This is a genomic window from Paenibacillus chitinolyticus NBRC 15660, from assembly GCF_000739915.1.
Lineage (GTDB): Bacteria > Bacillota > Bacilli > Paenibacillales > NBRC-103111 > Paenibacillus_F > Paenibacillus_F chitinolyticus.
Window position 1 is genome coordinate 39,384 of record NZ_BBJT01000003.1, and the last position, 14,192, is coordinate 53,575.

Consider the following 14,192-nt stretch of genomic DNA (forward strand, 5'->3'; position numbering starts at 1 on the left):
TCGCTATTCAGACATGACCAGTGCACTTTTCGTACTTTTTTGCCCTATACTCCGAATCTCGCTTAATACCGGAGCTAAGTCCATGCCGTTTCCCTGTAACACCGCAACGCTCGCAGCGCATTTTATCGTAAATGTGCGCCCCTCTGATGATGGTAATTGTGTTTTGTTTCTCCCATAGGTGTTCGACTATGCTCTCTTCGGGCAACACTTCCACATCCACAAGCTCGCGGGGATTCTCGCCTGGCCTCAATTTGCTATTAAACCTGTCGATCATAGCCTGCGCCCATGCCTGCGGATCTCCTTCGTGAAAATCGTATTTTTCCTTCCATGTTGACATCGAACCTACTTGTCGCACTTCAATCTCTATTCTTGGCATATATAAACCCTCCCAAGTTCGTCAATATTCATCGGTGTTCATAAAAACTATCTTTCTTGTCGTATGTCAATTACCATAAACAACCCATTCTTCAATTCTAGTTTCAACGCAGTACTATAATGGTCATCAACTACAGATGTCGTTACATCTACAACCTTGGCACCTCTTACATCAGGCGTACCATGGTACAAATCCTGTCCAAGAAAATTAGAATATGTAATCAAGGTTTTCATTTTCTCATGTCCTTCCGTATTCACTTTGTTGTATGGACTACTTCCTCAATATCTGGATGGTTGAAGAAGAAAAAGTATGGAGAAAAACTCTTGTCTTGACTTACAGTCCATTGAAAGCCCTTAGTAGAAACCGAAACATAATCCCATGCAATGAGTGATTTTGGACTGACGATCCGCCTGCCGATAATAATCCACTCCTGCTGTTCATCGTTATCTGGAGCGACCTTCACAACACTTCCGATATTAAGTAAGCACTCTTCCATTTGATCCTCCGTTTTGTTATTTATTTTTTCGTGTTTATATTTACTGTTTGGATGTTCTAATTGCCATTGAGCGTAATATATCTCATCTTCTATTCGCTCTTGTTCAGATAAATAATTCATCAAATCGCTGACTCTCTCAAATTTAATCCTGTATCCATACGATAAAATCAATATTTTATATGTATTTCTAAAAACATCTTCTTACATATTTATTGTATTCTTTTATTATTATAATGTCAATACACATATTTCCTTTTTCGCATCTAACTAATCCTATAGTTATAATGATCCTTATAGAGATCCATAAATGACTGAAAACCTAAATCCGTTGGTGAGTGCTTTGCTTCAACCGTAAAGACACTTTTTCCATCCCACATCACAAAAATACTGCGACTCTTACCAAACTTCTGAGCTTGCAGTTTAATCTCTTCAGGTTTCTTATCCCGGTCAAAAGCCAATACAATTTTTATATCGATGCCAAGCGATTTAATCATTCTTGCTTGGTAATCGGTTACCTCGCTGCCACCAAGAGCTACACAATTCCTTACACCAAATTGTGTAGATAGCCAACAGGTTTTTTCGGCTTCATATATAATTATCTCTTTGCTCTCAATGATATACCATAAAGCCCGATGCCAGTTATAAAGCTCCCACATGTTATTGAAATTATGCAAATATAAATACTTAGGTATATCTTTTATTTTGTAGTCCGGGTCTGTCGTTCGTCCTTTAATCGATACTATCTCTCCGTAACTGTTGTGTATCGGAAATATAATTCTTTCCGACTTCAGATCGAAACCAACTTGAAACTCCTGCTGTATACCATACTCAATTCCTTCTTCAATAAGCGCAGCATGTGGGAACATTACAAATCGATCTAGGGAGTCATCACTAAGTACTTTATTCTCTTTAACTTCCAGAATTGATTTACTTCTATTTTTCTTTATATCCTTCAGCCATTTCAAGGGGTCATTAAAAACTACAACCTGTTCGCCAGTCAAATACTCATGGTAGCCTAATTGTTCGCAGATCCACCTTTTAGACTTTGGCAGGCATTTATGTATGTCTAAAGCCTCGATTTTATCAAATACAATGTATGAAATGAGATCAAATATATCACTACCGAGAAAAGTCCTGTTTCTGATCTTACACGTCAAGGATTCGTTGAGATAGACCTGTAAACCGCGACTATTGTCAGACTCAAATTTGTCAGGCAACATTGATTCATACCGATTGCTCTTTTCTTTAATGTTTTCACAACCGGCTTTAGACAGTATTTCTTCAATACGATTTTCCGTGATAATTCGCTTCTTAATCAGCATTAAATCATTTATCATTAAACTCCCCCGTGGGAATGCTACCTGCCGTTATTTGGAACTTTTACATATGCAACTTCGCGCCAAATATTAAAATCGTAATTAACTTCAAAAACAATCTGTTCATCTTCCGAGCCTTCACGATTTTTAGGGAGAAACAGAATTAAGTACTTCTTTTTAGGATCTAGTTTATATGGTATTGGAATCCATTCGCCACTAAAATCATCTTTTTTCCAATTGTAAGGATATAGTCTATTCTTATGACCATCCTCTTTATATTCGTCATCAAACATCAGTCTGCCAGCCATCACTACGGCCGCAACCTCAACAATTTCCAATGATTTTCCAATACAGTCAAGATCGATAAATCGATACTCTCTACCGATTTTTAGCTGTACGGTGGCCAAGCAATGGCAATTATACGCCTCCTCTTTAATACAATCGTACAGATCCTGTGCCGAATTACTAAAGGCCAACCATCTTTCTATTTGCTGTGACAAATCTGGTTTAAATGTATCGAACAAAATATGTTTGTAGCCGCGCGCGCGATAAAGCTCAATTCGACCGATTACGTCCTGCACTCTGTACTTCTTTAAATTGATGAAAAGAATATTCTCTTTTCTATGTTTTTCGATCCACTCTCTTGCTTCGTTAAGAATTGCCTCCCCTTCATCCGTAAACGTTCCTCTTTCAATTATATCTCTTGCGAGAGGTTTCTTTAATATCCTGGAGGCAACCGTTGCTAGAAGCCTTGATCTCCAACGCCTGATTCCTTCTTCGTTTGCGAATACAATAGCTTTCTCATCAGATTCATAAATGCCTAGTACGGCCTTTTCGGTGAGAATACTCGATTTGCCTACTCCCGATGGTAGGACCAAGTAATTGAGATTACCAAGCTTAAGCCCGTTTATCTTCTTATTTAACCGAGGTGAATCAAAGAATGGAATGCCTGACTGGATACCCTTTTTTAACTCCTCAATGGTTTCATTTAAATTATCGCCTAGATAATACTCGACAACTTCACCGGCGTTTATTTGTGCAAACGAGGATTTAAATTTAGTCTGATAGAAAGTCTGCAGTTGACTTAATGACATACTTGTTAACTTATGTATCAGTTCAAGATTCAAGACATTGATAAAGCCCTCGTCTTGGAGTTTTCTCAGACTCTCATATTTTTGGATTTCTGCGAGATGATAATCTTCGTTACCTTTCTCCGGATTGCACTCTTCAACAAGTTCAGCTATGGTGCTGTATGCACCAAACTCATTGTATACTTCAAGCCAATCCGCCTTTCCTTTTTCTTTTGGCTTTGAAGAAAGAAACGAATATACAGAAGTGTCTTCAAAACTCCGTAAGCCACTCTCGAACATTTCTTTTCCAACATAATAATAAAAGTACCATATCGGCCTTGTAAATGTGGTTTTATCGATCTTATGTATTTTATATTTCGAATACAGTGTCGGAGTTTTCCAAAGATAACCCACAAACAATGATTCGTGAACTTCCGAAGGCGCAATAAATTCTGTGATATGTTTTGTGCTCAATAAATCGCTCCTTTATAACAAGTGAGAGATATCCATCTCGTCTTTTACTTTAGATCTTGCCGCAGCTCCCAATGACATATCGGCTCTCGTTTTAACCTCATACATTTCTTTTTGATGTATCTCTTGTTTGGCTTTATTTTTTCTCTCTTGAAAAGCCGGATTAATTCCGTGTTTCAGCATCAATGTAATGCATGCGTTAATTCCTTCCGAATCGTTTCTGTAATCAAGCACATTTGAGATAAACCATTTTATCTTCTCTTCGCTTATCTTATAAGCTTCTAAAATTAACTTGTACTCTATATTTTTGTTTTCTTTTATTTCTTTTAATCTCAAGAGATTCCGTGCCGGTATTTCTATAGCATTGTGCAAGCATAATAAATAACTGTATAATTCTCTTCGCTGTTCTTGTTCGACTGCTTTTTTCTTTTCATTATCACGGAAATCAACAATGCAATTTTTATGTATGTAGCCCTTTTTATGTATTCCCTTTTCCATCAAGGTTTTATCGCCTTTTACTAGGCAATACTGACACTTCACCATACCCATGATTAGCCAATCACCTCCTCATAAAATAGTTATTTTATTGCTTGGGTAATCGCAATTTCAACACTATATCTCTGTCTTATCATCCTTCAAGTCCATGGCAAGATAAGCTGCAAGCCTTAATTCTACCTCGCTTTTAATTAGTACTCCCAACATGCTAAATTCATGATGATATCCGCGGCATAAAAACTTCGCATAAACACCTTTTGAGTCGCGCTTATATTCATAAATTTTCAGTCCTCGGTTTTTCAGATCCTTTTTTGTATCAACAAAGTCTTCACTAATAAGGTTCTGAATGTGCTTGAGCTTTCTAGCATAAATTTGTTTCATCTTGATTTCAGAATCCATCATCAATTTGATATCTCTTTCTAAGACATCAAGCAATATCGGATTTAAGGCTGCCTCTTTGATACAGGATAGATCCTCATGATTACAGGATGCGGCGACCATACGCTTCACCTTCGATTATATGTTTGTGTACTTATTATAACCAAACACATGTTCGTGGTAAACCGGAAAAATTTATGCTATATTCAATCTTCATCAATATGCTCAACTTCCTCATTGCTAATCTCTTCAAGTTCCCATTCTAAAATTCCATCTACATTAAATAACTCGTGATCGATCTGCCCGATAATGTTATTCCCATGATTGAGCTTATCTTCGTTAAATATTATATACCCTTTCAATTCTGCCCTTCGCATTTCATGTCCTCCTTGCTAAGACCCAAAGTGATCTGCATCGGGTTTCTCCTTACAAGCAATCAATGTTTCCACTTCTTTCTCGCTAAAGCCTACATTCTTGAGTCGGAGTAGCATCTTTGCCATTTCTTTTTGTGAAATCTTCATGCCTCTGGCTACAAATTTGCTGCTTCTAAATACGCTGCCACAGATATCTCTGGCTCTATCTTCGTTGTACTTTAAATCCCTGCTGTCCAGGAAGTCATATTGTGTAACAGTCTCGATTCCATTACCTACGTAGTAAAATTGTAAGTGTCTGAAGTCGAACTCTTTTACGACCTCTTTTGGCTGGCCAATCCAACGAGTAATAATTTGATACCTGCCGATAGAAATTGCATTCTCAGTAATCGTCAACGGGTAATCAAGATACATCCCTCCGGAAACTTCTTTTCCGTGATACCCCGACTCTTTCTCCAAGAAGTGCTTTCTTAATTGGCTTGCGAATGACTCATCCGTAAGAAAAAAGTCATAATCTTTTGGTTCCTGGCTTTGATAAATACTGTATATACAGCCTCCCGCTATATATGAATGTTTTAAAAAATCCAAACGAAGATGGGACGGCATTAATTCGGCAAGAATTTTCTTTTCTAAATCCAGTCGGAATTCTACGTATTTTAGTTTAGTTTTATTCATATTCAGATCTTCCTCCTCCGCTTTTTTTCATAAGCACCATACTTAGTCTAGCTATGTAAATACCATACTTAGTAATTTCATTTCCCATCGTTTTCCGGATATCAAACAGTCTTACGTTTTGAGGAGAGTCCTTCCACCACCAATCTCCTTTATTTCGGCTCCATCCAAAACCAATCGTAAACCGATTGTTCAATCGTAGCCCTCTTATAATAGCATAGGTATTGTCAGCATTAACCAATTTCATCTAGCAACTCCTTATTTATAATTCCCTATTTCTTTGGTCGCTCTATTTCTTCAAGATACATCAGCTCATTTGTTTGAAACGCAAACTTATCAAAAATATTCCAATTTGCTTTTAGTAGATGGTTTGATGCTTCTCTGAAATTAGAGTAGTTGTCCATGTTGAAGTCTAAAGTTTTTCCACTCTTAAATGTCGCTTTGATTCTAACTATTCAATTCGTCTCCTTTTAGCAAATAAAATTCCTATTTTATTGGGTTAAATTATAAAAGTATTCATAGGTTTTCTTGTTAAACTGCCAGTTCTTATTGTTAAGTTTAAAGATAAATTCTTTCGGTTCTCCTTTTTTAAACCCTCCTGTGCTTCGCTGGTAAAGAATTACTTCAAGTTTAAAGTTTTCTGCAAGATATTCCTTAATTAATTGGACTGCAACCTCAGTATAATATACGGCAATTCCAGAATTTCCATTGTGAGTATTGTCCATAATTACATTTACATATTCATTTTTATCTCCTAAAATACCACTATAAATGTTAAGTTTCTTTGCTACAGCATCAACAAAATTAAAATGTGGATTATCACTGGAAGAAAAGAGTTTCAACTCTCTTGCGACAATGTATCCTGATTTGTCTCCAATTCTAATTGTGTATTTTTCAAAATCTTCTCTAAGGCTGTTAATATCCTGTGTTAGCATCAAACCATTTTCTTTGAGACTATCAATTTCTTTACCATGATTCTTTATTTCTTTTTCATGATCAACAAGCTGATTGATTGCTAACTGCATTACTTCTAATGGCGATAACTGGCTTAACTTCTTTTCCATTTCCTCGAACTTAGTTACGTAGGTCGCTGTAAATAGCGTTCCCTTTTCCCCAGTCATCTTATTTGCAACCATATCGCACCCTTTGCGTGTTAGAAAGTAACAAGGGAGAGTCCTACCTGTGGTATCTTGATATGTACTTTCTATAAAGAAATTACTGAGGGAGATATTCCCCTGAGTAAGATATTGTGCATAGATACGGATACTCTTCATTAGATCATTATGTGGTTTTTCAATCATCTCAGAGACCTGACGGCTCTCAATATACAAATTACCGTTGTGGTTAATAATATTAAAATCCAAAATACCATTCTCCTTTATATGAATAAAATTACATTTTCATCTGTTCTACTTTGGTAGCAATCATTCTTGTTCCGCTTGCTAAGATATGAAAAATTTCCTCTAAATCCTCAATTGAATCATTAAATCCTTCTGCTTCTAATTGCACCTTGTCGTTCTGGTCAATATATAGAACAATTTTGTTAATGCTTTCACTCTCCCTTTCTCCCATAAAATCACAATTTTATATTAATCTTCCCAAGCTTTTTTAATTCTATTGATCTTGAAATTATTGTTATCATCAATATCAAACGTGAGCTTAGCACACTTCTCAACCTCGACATACTCTTGTTTAAATTCATACCTTGTATCGCAACAAGGACATATGAGCCATAACTCTTGAGCGGTACAATCTGAATCAATTACTTTCAAGATTCCATCCTCGCCAATTTTATATTGTGTAGTTTGGGCCTCTTCAACATTGAGAATCAGTTCAATATCTTCCCATTCTGTCTCATGCAGCTCAATGCACTCAGGATCTTTACACTTCAATTTTTCCATCATTCATGCTCCTCGTATCTTAACAATCCCAAAATAGCATATATTCTAAGCAGGCCGTGTCTTCCAGATCATATGGGAATTCATCTTCAATATTTTTATTTTTATTAATTACTATGAATAGATCGCCATGTTCGTTTATGTATGTGTGTTGGTAATCATTTTTATATTCTGAATCTCCCCAAGGTACATATAACTCCTCTTCGGTATAATCATTATAAATAATATGGATCGAAGTAATGTCGTTTCCTTTGAGCCTAGTATATTTACTGCTGGTACTCATAAAATCATTGGGTAATTTATATTGCTCATCACCATCTCGAAATGAAGCAAGCGCAAAATGATCGCATTCATTAAACTTGCATGTAGAGTTCCTTGTAGCTACGATAGAAGTTTTTATATCAAGTATTGATATTCTACCAATATGCTTGTTCTCAATTTCAATGCAATCTGTGTTTTCTAGAACAAGGTTCAGTTTTAGAATTTCCTTTTTTATTTGCTCCACCTCACTTACAGAATAAAATTCTCATTGTATTTGTCAATGCTTAAAATTTTTATACCTTCTTAAATTACGTCCATAATTTATTAAGACTCAGTGCTTGATTACTCATTTTCTCGCTGATTATCATTTGAGAAAAAATTTTTGAGATGGTGTAAGGTATCTTATATAGGACGGATGAACATGGAAAAGACCATATACTTGATGTTAAATGAAAACTATAACGGACGTGTAGAGTGTAACGAATGGTTTCTTAATGAACGGTGCGCGATGGGGTTTCGTAATTGTATCTACTCGCTCCGGAAAATTGAAAGAAGATTAATGATTAAATAATTCTTATTGTTTGATGTTTTATTTACTTTTAGTTATTAACATTATATTATAGATATATCTTAATCAAAGGATGGATAATCATGTCAATTATTAAACGCGGTTTTATCTATGCTCTATCTGATATACATTTTCACACTCTAAGTAACTTTTCTTCCGATATTGAGCATTCAATAAAAACATCTAGTGCTGAATATATTGCTCATCTTGAAGCAATTTCTGAGAACTATAAAGATGATAACTTGGAAATGTTTTGGGAATATAACATAGACCAAGTTAATGATTTGCGCTATGAGTACCCTACATTACTACGTTCATCTGTCTTGATTTCTTGCTATTCTAATCTCGAAAAAACAATGGTAAATTTTCACGAGGATTTAAAGCTTAAAACAGGACTAAGTTTAAATTACAACAATAGAAGATTTTCAAGAAGAAGCACCATAGAAAAAGTCCTAGAAAGCTTGCAAGAATCAATACCTTTACCAAATTCCTCGGGGTCAATAGAGTGGACAAATATTCTCTTTTACAAAAGCCTTAGGAATAAGGTCGTTCATGATTTAGGTAAAATTAACAAAAGAAAGGATAGAGCGTTATTGAACCAAATTGAACAATCATCTTTTGTTTCTGTAAACGAAATTAATACTATAACTTTCAATGAGCATTTTTCTGAAAAAGTAATTACAGATTGTAGGAACTTCATCGACTTGTTGTATACTGATATAAAACTATATACAGACAGTTTAAGACCATCCTCCTAGTGAGGATTTTTTTATCGATAAAATCCAAGTTTTATAATGATTCATCCGCTCTTGTTACTGTCTTCGTGTAAGGTTATAATAGGAAAATATGGTTGAAAACAGATGGTACAGAGGTGGCACAATTGTTCGAAATGAATGATATCGATAGTCGGTTAAGACATTTAAATCACGATCAAATAAATAAACTTATTAGCCGGTATTATGACGGAGAAAAAATTGAAACTCTATTGAAGGAATATCAAATATCTGCTCGTGCGAGTGAGTTGTACAAAATGTTTCCGGCTACTATTGAAAATATAAAATGTTTTTATTGCAATGTGCATCTTGTAACAATGATGCCCTCCCGCACCTCAAACGCAAAAAATTACGCTTTTTGCCCTCACTGTGATCATAAAGAAACTCCGCTTTGTAGATGCACCAATTGTAAGAAGCTTGAGCAAGAAAAGATTCTTTCCGAAAATCAATATAAGAAAATAAAGATTGCAGAAACATACGATATTGCAAATTATAAATCCAACCAGATTAATGATTTAAATTTGCGCGATGTTTTATATCTGGCCTGTCTTCTTCGCAGTAGGCTTGATGAAAATTTCTCAATTATACAACCATTAGAAAATTATATAGAAAGCATAACTCCAACAAGCGATAAAACCAAAGAATTAGTTCTCTCGTTAGCTAATAAAAAGATAATTGTACCTCATTCTTCATCACCGATTAATTCATTCAAGGAAGATGAAGATTTTCCAAACACCTATTATATTTACCGTGTAAATTACCAAGTTAACGTCGAAGAAGAATTAAGCGTTCTTCTAAATCCTGATTCTACTATTTTTTTAAATGACCCACATTTTGTTTATAAAATGTGGAGAGAAATAGCTTTAGAAGAAACTAAGCAGTATCTTCTATATAGTATGAAAAAAGTTAAGTTTGATTTCTCTATCGGTGATAAAACAATCTCTGTATTTAACGATCTATTAGACCACTTCTCAACTTCTCAAATTCACGCGTTAATATACAGAGGGGTCTCTAACGCAACAAGATATTACCAGGAAGGACAAGTTCCAAAGCAACAAGCAGCAAACTCTGTAATAACAAATTGTCAACGTTTAGGCGAAAAGGCAATTGCGGAAAATTGGGATGTCAAAGGGTTTAATAGAAATTATGATTTGCCACAGTCAGTTTTGAGCGAATTATTTTTCAACAGAATTCTTAAGATTGGAAGTCGCGGATTTGATGAGGTTCCAGACATATTAATTGATAGTTAGGCCCTAATGGAGAAAGATAGTTCTTTCTCCTTTTTTATTTAGGATAAAATACAGGTTTTATCGTAAATCAGAATATTTAATATTTCCCCAAACAGAATCTGATGTCAGAAACATACCCTGTGTATTTTTTCGTGCAAATTTCACTTCAGACCAACCAAATCCGGATTTATCCAAGTCGACCGCATACAAATACCATGATTGACCAAGTTTCAACTCTTCACGTCCGCGATCCTCAAGTCTTTGCCATAAGTTCAATAGTTCCACCTCCAATCATCCTATAAACTAAGATTTTCATTTGCCGAGTTCAATGTCCGCAAGACGTATTCCATAGTTGCTGCCCCTTTTACAGAATGTCCAATGCGCTTTAACTCTCCCGTCAATAATATCTTTTGCTTTAATCAAATCTTCGGTATCAGTTAAAAACATATTGTATTCAGCACCGGTACTACCACTAAAATGCATTACTGCGGAAGATCTTCCCCTACCATAACCAGTAAATGTTAAAACATCTTCGAAAACATATTGTCGACCCATTCGACATTTGCCTCTTTATCAATAACCGGCACGGAAGGATAGTTGTGCGAATATGAAAGTAGGCTGCCTTTGTAAGTATGAATTTCACCATTTCTGTAGCTACCTTGCCAATATTTATTCTCATGAACAATCGGATACAGTATTCTTTTCTTAGATTTTGTCATTTAGCATCTCCTTGAATTTAATATGTGTAAGCTCTATTTTTCTAATTACCAGCCTTCAATTTTCTAACGGCCAGTAATCTAGTTGCGTGAATTTCACGGATAACTCTCCAACCATCCCTAATACAAGCCCTTTCATCGATTCAAATACAGCTTTCATTGCCAATGAGTTAAAACGATCAATTTAGGCTCCAATTCCACATCGAAGACTTCCTTTATTGCTTTGGTTACTTTTTCCTTGTGCTCTGCGTATCTGTTCTCTTCATAAATAAAAGGACTGAGCCCTTCGTATCCGTCTGGATCGTGCTCAACTATTACTCCAAAATAATCATAATCCCCACTATTGTTATCTGGTAGATGAACGATCTCTCCATTTCGACGATTCCATCTATAATATCCATCGTAAAAATTATCTTTTCCTTCTTCGTCCATCTTGTCTACGAGCTGCTTAACATCACAGCCAATAATGATGTAATCAGAACGATCCGTTCCCATTTGGCAACCTCCAATAAAAATGAATTTTTATTGCATATAATCATTTTTTAGAAACTCTTTCTATAGATTTCTCCCAATATTCTCTTTCTTTTTCAAAGCATATGTAGTTTCTTTCTTCCTCTAGACATGCAACCGCAGTAGTGCCACTTCCACTTGCATTATCCAGCACTATGTCGCCCTTATTTGTGTAAGTTCTTATAAAATATCTAAATAGATCAACGGGTTTTTGCGTGGGATGAATGGCTAGTTTTTGCTTGTCTGTTGAGAACTTTAGTACACTTCTAGGATAACGCTCTGTGCTGCCTCCGCCACAAATACCAATCGTTGTTTTACCATAATTACTACCGTCGTCTTGGTGTTTTGTATAACTGTTGACCGGCTTATGCCCAATAGTTTTTTGAGGATTGTAAGTAGGTAAATTTTTATAAAACACCAAGACATTCTCATGAGCCTTCATAGGCATTTTCTTAGCATTTAAGTGACCTGTTGCTGTAGTCTTTTCCCAGATCCATTCATATCTTAACCAATCCAGGTTGCTATTGCCCAACACCTTATCGAATGGGGTTTGAGCCGTCAAAACGATTGCTCCATTGTCTTTTATAATTCTCTTATAATGACGCCACAATACGTCTAAGGGAATAATGGAGTCCCATTTATTACGAGTTGTGCCATAAGGAAGGTCGCACAGAATCAAATCAATTGACTTGTTATTAATTAAACTCAGACCGTTCTCACCAAGACAATCTACATTATAAATCTTATTTAACTCTAGCAGTTTCAAACTCCTTTCAAGAATTAGAAACAACAGCTATCACGGTTATAACAATAAAGCATACTGAAATTAAAACTGTCATTAACACAGTTGACCTATTCATATTTTTTTCTATATACATTCCTAAGAACACTCCGATGAAAACTATGACGCTTACCAGTAGGCCCATCCAAAGAGGATACCATTTGTCATTCATACTTAATCTCCTAATGCATTTAGATAAAAGCCTTCTTTTATTAGATCTTATTCTTAAATTAGCCTATACAAAAAAGCAAGGTCGGCATCGAGCGATTCTAATGTTGGAGTTTCGGCAAATGAATCATCGTCTTCTGGATCTGAAAGGTTATTAGAATTGTCAAATCGATAAAAAGACATCTGATCCATAATACTTTTGTTAGGGCTGAAACGATTATCATTTCCTGTCTGGTAGATAGCACTGTTTTGTATCATCCTATTTACTTGTTCTTGTGCAGTGGGTAAGTGCTCACTAAGAAAAAAGAACGCTTCCTGTGCTGTGTCGTTGCCTTTATATGAAATATCTAGAATGTTTTCAATCCCCCAGATAGCTTTTCGCTGTTTTTCTGTCATTGGTTTCACTGATTAATGCCCCTCCTTCTGAACATTCACTTAATCGATCCAGCTCATGTATTCTTCTCGCGGTACTTCTCTTACTACAAAACACTTCTTTGCATGAACCTTAGCATCATCCTTATGGTCAAAGTGTTCGTAAGGAATGATCACTTCAATAAGCGCTCCTTGATACCGATAGTTTGACTCGTTAATTTCCTTCTGTTCATTAAAATACAGATAGTCGTTTTTAGGTATTGCAAATTCGCCGATTTTATAAATGAAATTAGAGTCGTAGTGACTGCTGTAATTCCCATCTTTATTGTACTTTACAAACTTATAAAACCTTTTATTTTCTATGTATGTTTTTCCATCAAACTCGGTATACTTTTTAGGTATATCACTGATAAACTTAAGCGTCCCTTTTCTCGTTAGGCGATAATCGCGCTCATTAATATACGTTATCTGTACCGGCTCTTTTGAAATCTCTTTAATAATGTCCTCTACACATTCAAATTTAACTTCCTCTGGCTTTTTAAAATAATCCTCGTGTAACGATAAATCGGCTATTTTATCAATCACATTATCCAGACTAAACTCTTCGCCTTCCTCAAACTGAATCAGTTTGTCATAGTTGATTCCATACATTCCTCCGAGTTGCTCCTTCAGCTCATCGACGGATTTAATTTGTAGATCCATACATTTGAGTGCAATCCGAATAAATTCCGGTTTTGAAATTGTGTATCCCTTTTCAGTGTACTTATGGACTCGAAGTAATGAAACTATTGGAAAAGCGGTATCTTTGTTGAATCTGAGCATTCTTTGAGCATTATCTTTCAGGAAATGTTTATGTAGCACAAACTCTTCAGTCTTAAAATCGAAAGCTCCCATACACGATGTGAAGTCAAAAGTATCAAAAATATCCTTGGCTTCTGGGAAGTACTTAAAGTGAATCAACTGTACATTCTTATCTCTGCCCATTCTAACCATAATTGATTTGTTAGTGAGAATGTTAACCCAATCGCTACCTTCCCAGGCTTCCTCAACGAACTCAATAAGCGAGGCTTCATGTCGGAAATACACATCAATATCATTAACTTTCCTGTTGCTGAACAGGCTTGTGATTGCTCCACCGGCTACGTAAACCTCGTGTCTTTTAAAAGCATTTACTACATGTTTACCAAGATAGTCATACAGTTTATTTTTCTCAAAAGTATACTTCATTTAATTCCTCCAATAATAATTTCCACATTCTTTTTACCAAGTTT

Annotated in this window: 20 protein-coding genes; 2 read left to right on the forward strand and 18 right to left on the reverse strand. The window is 35.6% G+C overall.

All coding sequences use genetic code 11. The features are described 5' to 3' along the window. Positions 1 to 7: 7 nt before the first annotated feature. The 12 genes from PCH01S_RS05555 to PCH01S_RS05615 all read right to left on the reverse strand — a co-directional run bounded on the left by PCH01S_RS05555 (position 8) and on the right by PCH01S_RS05615 (position 8,048). Complete coding sequence (locus PCH01S_RS05555) at positions 8 to 376, reverse strand: hypothetical protein (RefSeq protein ID WP_042227567.1); 369 nt, start codon at positions 374 to 376, stop codon at positions 8 to 10. Between the two features lie 253 nt (positions 377 to 629). Beyond that, positions 630 to 992 carry a DUF4176 domain-containing protein gene (locus tag PCH01S_RS05565; protein ID WP_042227571.1) on the reverse strand — a complete coding sequence of 121 codons (363 nt, stop codon included), beginning with the start codon at positions 990 to 992 and terminating at the stop codon, positions 630 to 632. A gap of 143 nt (positions 993 to 1,135) precedes the next feature. Then, positions 1,136 to 2,209 (reverse strand): DNA primase, encoded by a 1,074-nt coding sequence (locus PCH01S_RS05570; RefSeq protein WP_042227573.1) that lies wholly within the window; start codon positions 2,207 to 2,209, stop codon positions 1,136 to 1,138. 20 nt (positions 2,210 to 2,229) lie between these two features. Next, positions 2,230 to 3,732, reverse strand: a complete 1,503-nt coding sequence (locus tag PCH01S_RS05575; protein WP_042227575.1) for a replication protein — start codon at positions 3,730 to 3,732, stop codon at positions 2,230 to 2,232. A gap of 12 nt (positions 3,733 to 3,744) precedes the next feature. Further along, positions 3,745 to 4,278 carry a hypothetical protein gene (locus tag PCH01S_RS05580; RefSeq protein WP_042227577.1) on the reverse strand — a complete coding sequence of 178 codons (534 nt, stop codon included), beginning with the start codon at positions 4,276 to 4,278 and terminating at the stop codon, positions 3,745 to 3,747. A 63-nt stretch (positions 4,279 to 4,341) separates the two neighbouring features. Further along, complete coding sequence (locus PCH01S_RS05585; RefSeq protein ID WP_042227579.1) at positions 4,342 to 4,725, reverse strand: hypothetical protein; 384 nt, start codon at positions 4,723 to 4,725, stop codon at positions 4,342 to 4,344. 83 nt (positions 4,726 to 4,808) lie between these two features. After that, entirely contained in the window at positions 4,809 to 4,979 is a 171-nt protein-coding gene (locus PCH01S_RS30240; RefSeq protein WP_156972791.1) for a hypothetical protein, read from the reverse strand. A 15-nt stretch (positions 4,980 to 4,994) separates the two neighbouring features. After that, the gene (locus PCH01S_RS05590) at positions 4,995 to 5,648 is read right to left on the reverse strand and encodes a hypothetical protein (protein WP_042227581.1); all 654 of its coding nucleotides are present in this window, start codon (positions 5,646 to 5,648) and stop codon (positions 4,995 to 4,997) included. Continuing rightward, complete coding sequence (locus PCH01S_RS05595; protein ID WP_042227582.1) at positions 5,641 to 5,892, reverse strand: hypothetical protein; 252 nt, start codon at positions 5,890 to 5,892, stop codon at positions 5,641 to 5,643. The genes PCH01S_RS05590 and PCH01S_RS05595 overlap by 8 nt, the downstream gene beginning before the upstream one ends. Positions 5,893 to 6,136: 244 nt before the next feature. Beyond that, the gene (locus tag PCH01S_RS29185; RefSeq protein ID WP_053228651.1) at positions 6,137 to 7,009 is read right to left on the reverse strand and encodes a Rha family transcriptional regulator; all 873 of its coding nucleotides are present in this window, start codon (positions 7,007 to 7,009) and stop codon (positions 6,137 to 6,139) included. Positions 7,010 to 7,234: 225 nt separating this feature from the next. Then, positions 7,235 to 7,546 carry a hypothetical protein gene (locus PCH01S_RS05610; protein ID WP_042227585.1) on the reverse strand — a complete coding sequence of 104 codons (312 nt, stop codon included), beginning with the start codon at positions 7,544 to 7,546 and terminating at the stop codon, positions 7,235 to 7,237. A gap of 19 nt (positions 7,547 to 7,565) precedes the next feature. Next, positions 7,566 to 8,048: a hypothetical protein gene (locus PCH01S_RS05615; RefSeq protein ID WP_042227586.1), complete on the reverse strand. Its 483-nt coding sequence runs from the start codon at positions 8,046 to 8,048 to the stop codon at positions 7,566 to 7,568. Positions 8,049 to 8,455: 407 nt separating this feature from the next. On the opposite strand from PCH01S_RS05615, the gene PCH01S_RS05620 reads away from it, so the two are divergent. Both PCH01S_RS05620 and PCH01S_RS29190 read left to right on the forward strand, forming a co-directional pair. Beyond that, entirely contained in the window at positions 8,456 to 9,130 is a 675-nt protein-coding gene (locus PCH01S_RS05620) for a hypothetical protein (protein ID WP_042227588.1), read from the forward strand. Positions 9,131 to 9,222: 92 nt separating this feature from the next. After that, positions 9,223 to 10,395 (forward strand): hypothetical protein, encoded by a 1,173-nt coding sequence (locus PCH01S_RS29190; RefSeq protein ID WP_053228652.1) that lies wholly within the window; start codon positions 9,223 to 9,225, stop codon positions 10,393 to 10,395. Positions 10,396 to 10,452: 57 nt separating this feature from the next. Here PCH01S_RS29190 and PCH01S_RS30245 read toward each other — a convergent pair whose 3' ends face one another. The 6 genes from PCH01S_RS30245 to PCH01S_RS05655 all read right to left on the reverse strand — a co-directional run bounded on the left by PCH01S_RS30245 (position 10,453) and on the right by PCH01S_RS05655 (position 14,148). Further along, positions 10,453 to 10,650, reverse strand: coding sequence for a hypothetical protein (locus PCH01S_RS30245; protein ID WP_129112492.1), 198 nt, complete (start codon positions 10,648 to 10,650; stop codon positions 10,453 to 10,455). A gap of 36 nt (positions 10,651 to 10,686) precedes the next feature. Next, positions 10,687 to 10,929 (reverse strand): hypothetical protein, encoded by a 243-nt coding sequence (locus tag PCH01S_RS31245; RefSeq protein ID WP_241688658.1) that lies wholly within the window; start codon positions 10,927 to 10,929, stop codon positions 10,687 to 10,689. Between the two features lie 317 nt (positions 10,930 to 11,246). Further along, positions 11,247 to 11,585, reverse strand: a complete 339-nt coding sequence (locus PCH01S_RS05635) for a hypothetical protein (protein WP_042227590.1) — start codon at positions 11,583 to 11,585, stop codon at positions 11,247 to 11,249. Between the two features lie 40 nt (positions 11,586 to 11,625). After that, positions 11,626 to 12,366 (reverse strand): DNA-methyltransferase, encoded by a 741-nt coding sequence (locus PCH01S_RS05640; protein WP_241688657.1) that lies wholly within the window; start codon positions 12,364 to 12,366, stop codon positions 11,626 to 11,628. 240 nt (positions 12,367 to 12,606) lie between these two features. Further along, on the reverse strand, positions 12,607 to 12,954 hold the full coding sequence (locus PCH01S_RS05650; RefSeq protein ID WP_042227594.1) for a hypothetical protein: 348 nt from the start codon (positions 12,952 to 12,954) through the stop codon (positions 12,607 to 12,609). Positions 12,955 to 12,984: 30 nt separating this feature from the next. Beyond that, the gene (locus tag PCH01S_RS05655; protein ID WP_042227596.1) at positions 12,985 to 14,148 is read right to left on the reverse strand and encodes a hypothetical protein; all 1,164 of its coding nucleotides are present in this window, start codon (positions 14,146 to 14,148) and stop codon (positions 12,985 to 12,987) included. Positions 14,149 to 14,192: the final 44 nt, after the last annotated feature.